The 4,467-nt window shown below is 72.9% G+C and carries 3 protein-coding genes; 1 reads left to right on the top strand and 2 read right to left on the bottom strand.

Annotated features, from left to right (window positions below; genetic code table 11):
• The first annotated feature begins 365 nt into the window (after positions 1-365).
• Positions 366-1,589: an FUSC family protein gene (locus ACWEJX_RS37495; RefSeq protein ID WP_451611881.1), complete on the top strand. Its 1,224-nt coding sequence runs from the start codon at positions 366-368 to the stop codon at positions 1,587-1,589.
• A 73-nt stretch (positions 1,590-1,662) separates the two neighbouring features.
• Here ACWEJX_RS37495 and ACWEJX_RS37490 read toward each other — a convergent pair whose 3' ends face one another.
• Positions 1,663-3,249, bottom strand: a complete 1,587-nt coding sequence (locus ACWEJX_RS37490) for a phospholipase D-like domain-containing protein (protein WP_451611880.1) — start codon at positions 3,247-3,249, stop codon at positions 1,663-1,665.
• A gap of 151 nt (positions 3,250-3,400) precedes the next feature.
• Positions 3,401-4,465 (bottom strand): serine hydrolase domain-containing protein, encoded by a 1,065-nt coding sequence (locus ACWEJX_RS37485; RefSeq protein ID WP_451611879.1) that lies wholly within the window; start codon positions 4,463-4,465, stop codon positions 3,401-3,403.
• Between the last annotated feature and the right edge of the window lie 2 nt (positions 4,466-4,467).

Below are 4,467 nucleotides of genomic sequence, written 5' to 3'. Positions count from 1 at the left end.
GGAGTCCATGCGGAGCATCGGCGACCGACGACAACGCGGCGAGGCGCGGTGCCAGGCGTCGCGAGCCCGGCATGATCGGCAAGACACCCCCTAGGCCGCACCCGGATCCGGAGGGTCCCCGCGCCGTCGCGCGGGGCCCTTCGTCGTCCCGTGGCCGCGACCGAGGGCGATCGACGGGTGTCGATGTCAGCTCCTCCGCTCGGCCGGTGGCGGCGAGCCCGGCCGGTGACCGCAGCTCACGCGGTCGTTTTCTCCCGATTGCGACAGTCGGTTCCGCGACTCGTGCTCCTGCGGGATCCTTTCGCGTCCTTCTGCGAGAGTGGTCACCGGTGTGGACTCTCCATCCGCAGGGCAGGAGGCGCCTGGTGACAGAGTTCAGCGGACGGACCGCCCGGTACGCCGACCGGGTGAGGCGGCTGCGTCACGATCCGTTCGTCGTGCAGACGCTGCGGTCCACGGCGGCGGCGACCCTGTCGTACCTCGTCGCGCTCTGGCTCAGTAGTGAGCCGGCGCCGCTGACCGCGCCGCTGACCGCGCTGCTCGTCGTGCAGGTGACGCTCTATTCGACGCTGACCACCAGTCTGCGCCGGGTCAACTCCGTCGTCGTCGGCGTCCTCATCGCCATCGCGTTCAGTGCGATCGTCGGACTGTCCTGGTGGAGCCTGGCCCTGGTCATCCTGGCCTCACTGGTCGTCGGGCGGTTCGTCAAGGTCGAGGAGTTCATCCCCGAGGTCGCCATCAGCGCCATGCTGGTGCTCGGCGTCACGCAGGTGGCCCACACCGCCTGGGACCGCGTCCTGGAGACCCTGATCGGCGCCGTCGTCGGACTGCTCTTCAACCTGCTGCTCGCCCCACCCGTCTGGGTGGACACGGCGGGCGACTCGATCGAGGACCTCGCCCGCCGGATGCGCAGACTGCTGCTGGACGTGGCGGAGGAGTTCGCCGGGGCGCCCCCGGTGGAGCGAGCGGCGGCCCGGCTGCACGAGGCGCGCCGGCTCGACAACGACGTGGCCGACGTGGACGCCGCGCTGCGCACGGCCGAGGACAGCCTGCGGTTCAATCCGCGCGTCAAGGAGGGCCTGCTGCACCGCATCGTGCTCCGCACCGGGCTCGACACCCTGGAGATCTGCGCCGTCGTCCTGCGCGTGCTGGCCCGCAGCGTCACCGACCTGGCGAAGGTGCGCGCCGGCGAGGCCCTGCTGCCCCAGCCGACCGCCCTCGCGCTGCAGGAGACGGCGCAGCACACCGCCGACGCCTTCGTCAGTTACGCCGTCCTCGTCACGGCCCCGGACAGCGAGGCCGCCGAGGCGGCCGAGACGCGGCTGGCGGGCGAGCTGCGCGCCGCCCGCGCCCTCCGGGCGCACTCCGCCGAACTGCTGCTGGCCGGGGCGCTGCGGGAGCCCGGCCACTGGCAGCTGTACGGCGCGCTGCTCGCCGACTTCGACCGCGTCCTCGACGAACTGGACCCGGAGCACCGGGGGCGCCGCCTCATGGAGGAACTCGACCGCCACGCGCGCGAGCGGCAAGAGCGGCGAGAGCGGCGCCTCCGGATGGCCCCGCGGCCCGGGCGTGCCCGGGCGGAGCGCTGACCGCGCCCGCATCGCGCCCGTACCGCGTCAGGCCCCGAGGCCGCCGAGGCCCCCGGGGCCGCCATCCGCCGCGTCAGCCCTGGCACACGCCTCGCGTGTAGTCGTACGTCGCGGTCGCCTGCGAGTACGTCCACTGCGGCGCGAGCAGCCCGTCCGTCAGCTGACGCGCGGCGGCGGGGCTCTCGATCACGTAGCCGAAGTCCTGGAGCCAGGAGGGGTACAGGTTCTTCGAGCCGATGTAGAACGCCGAGTCGTCGACCGAGACCAGCTTGTGGTGCTGGGCGTACGGCTTGCCGTCCGCCCACGTCGGCTGGTCGGAGGCGCGGAAGGTCGCCAGCTGCAGGTTCCGGCACATCGCGGCCCTCGCCTTCGGCGCGTCACCGGTGAGGGCCTGGAGGCGGCCACGGAGGGCGTCGCTCACCTCGGACAGGGACTTGATCTGCGAGTAGCCGCCGCTGCCGATGGTGCCGCGGTTGGCCGGGTCGCTGACGACGATGCGCACCTTCACGCCGGCGGCGAGCTTCGCGGCGAGGGTGTCGTAGAGGCGGATGTCGTAGCGGGGCAGCGGCGGGCAGGTCGCGTTCATGTCCTGCTGAGAGATCTCGACGTGCCGGGTCGCGCTCGCGACCAGGGCCCGCAGGGCGCTCTCCTCCGGGTTGACGGTGTCGTAGTCGCGGTCGGAGTTGGTGTAGTCGTGGACGCCGAATCCGCAGGTGGTGTCGGAGGCCGTCGGCAGGACGGGCCGGAAGGCCGAGGACGGGTCGCTCTGCCGGATCCCGACGCCGAGACCGCCCACCGCGAGGGCGGGGACGTCGCCTCCGTCGGCCGGGGCGGCGGGCCGGGGCAGTGTGGGCAGGCATCCCGCGCCGTTGGAGGAGGCGAACCAGACGGCGGTCCAGTTGCTCTTGTTGCGGCAGGTCCAGTCCCACAGCGTGTCGAGGTAGCGGCCGGCCGAGCCCGCCGCCGGGCCGGACAGCGCGAGGTCGACGTCGTTCACCGGGTGGGTGGTGTCGAGGTAGTCGTCCTTCCAGCTGTTGATTCCGCCGGTGATCACCGAACTCCCGTCCACCACGACCAGCTTGGAGTGGTTCCAGGAGAAGCCGGTCTTCGACGTCGTCATCGAGGCCACGTTGAGGGTGACGCTCGCTGCCGCCGGGCCGAGCTTGTTCACCAGCTCGTCGCGGTAGGAGGACGGGATGACGTTGGCGTGGTAGACCGGGGCGGCGCCGACCAGGACGCGGACCTGCAGCCGGTTGCCCTTCTGCGTCGCCTCCTTCAGGCCGGCCACGATCGCGTCCTGGAAGGCGCCGTTGGGGAACGGGGCCAGCGTGGATATGTCCACGCTCTGCCGGGCGCCGGCGATGTCCTCGCGCACCTTCTCCAGCAGGCGTCGGGTGCCGGGGCGGTCGGCGCAGTGGGGGTCGCCCCAGCAGCCGGGGGTCTGGAGCAGCCAGTCGGCGGCGCCGGGGGTGGAGGCGCCCAGCCGGTTCCCCTCGGTGCGCTCCCACACGGAGCCCTCCAGGCCCGGTGAGACCTGGCGCAGGGACTGCTCCACCGCGTCGAGGTGAGGGGTCGGAGCGTCGGCGAACGCCGGGGCGGCGGACAGCAGGAGGGTGGAGAGGGCGAGTGGGAGGGCCGTCGTGCGGATGGTGCGGGCCAATGTGGTTCCTTGCTGGGGGGGTGGCTCGGGCAGACGGCACCGCGAACGGGGCCGTCGACCTTGATCAACTCCCGTAAGTTACCAGCGCGTATTCCCCAATTCACCCCAGGCCCGGCTGCTTTCGGCCGTTGTCGCGCCGCACCGTCCGCTCTCAGTGGCGCCCGTGCCCGAGCAGGGCGCAGACGAACTTCTCCTCGGTCGCCCGCAGCCGGGCGAGCAGCGCCGGGTCGAGCGTGACCTGGCTGTTCACGGACACGGTGACGGCGCGCCGGCCGTCGGGGGTGGCGGCGGCGAACTGGGTGTAGCCGGGGGTGTTGCCGGTGTGGCCGAGGACGACACCGCACCGGGTGGTGTAGCGGAACAGTCCGAGCCCGGCCGCGTTGGCACCGGGACCGGCGGGTTCGGAAGCGCCGCCCGGCAGGAAGTCCCGCTGGGCACGGCGGGTGGCCGGGGCCAGCAGCCAGGCCCCGGCGTAGCCGCCGATGAAGGTGGAGAGGTCGGCCGGCGTGGAGACGATGCCGCCCGAGGCCCAGGCGCCGGAGGCGCTGATCGCCTCGCTGATGTCCTCGGGCGGCTCGCCCGGAACCGTGCCGTAGCCGTGCAGGAACGGGTGGGGCAGTCGGTAGCCCTGCGGCAGGCTGGTCTCGTGCAGGCCGAGCGGCTGGTACACCAGGTCGCGCAGCAGCGCCTCGTACGGGCGCCCCGTGGCCTGTTCGGCCATCAGGGCGACCGCGATGTTGTCCGAGTTCGAGTACGCGTAGCGGCTGCCGGGCGGGAAGGCGAGGCCCTGGTCGGCGACGAAGTCCAGCAGCCGGCGGGAGTCGAAGTGGTGCCTGGGGTCGGCGCGGACGATGTCCTGGAAGGCCTTGCTCCGGCTGAAGTCGGGGAGACCGCTGGTGTGCTGGAGGAGCTGGCGCAGCGTCACCGGGTGCCAGGCGGCGGGCAGGTGCGGCAGCCGTTCGCCGATCGTGTCGTCGAGGGCGAGGGCACGCCGGTCCACCAGACCCAGGGCCACCGCACCGCTGAACGCCTTGGCCGCGCTCGCGATGCGCATGTGGTCCTCGACCCGGGGCGGGCGACCCGTGCCCACCTCGGCCGTGCCGGCCCGGTAGACCTTCCGCACGCCGTCCCTGGTGAGCACGGCGATCGCGCCGGGCGGCCCGCCCGGCGCCGCCACCAGGCCGGCCAGGGCCTGCTGAAGCCTTCTTGACACCATCG

Source organism: Streptomyces sp. NPDC004788 (assembly GCF_053601115.1).
Note: the sequence above shows the minus strand (reverse complement) of the source record. Positions and strands in the feature narration are given on the sequence as shown.

What these genes read in the sequence shown, in the direction of transcription:
- ACWEJX_RS37485 (WP_451611879.1), bottom strand. Translation starts at nt 4,465, where the DNA reads ATGGTGTCAAGAAGGCTTCAGCAGGCCCTGGCCGGCCTGGTGGCGGCG.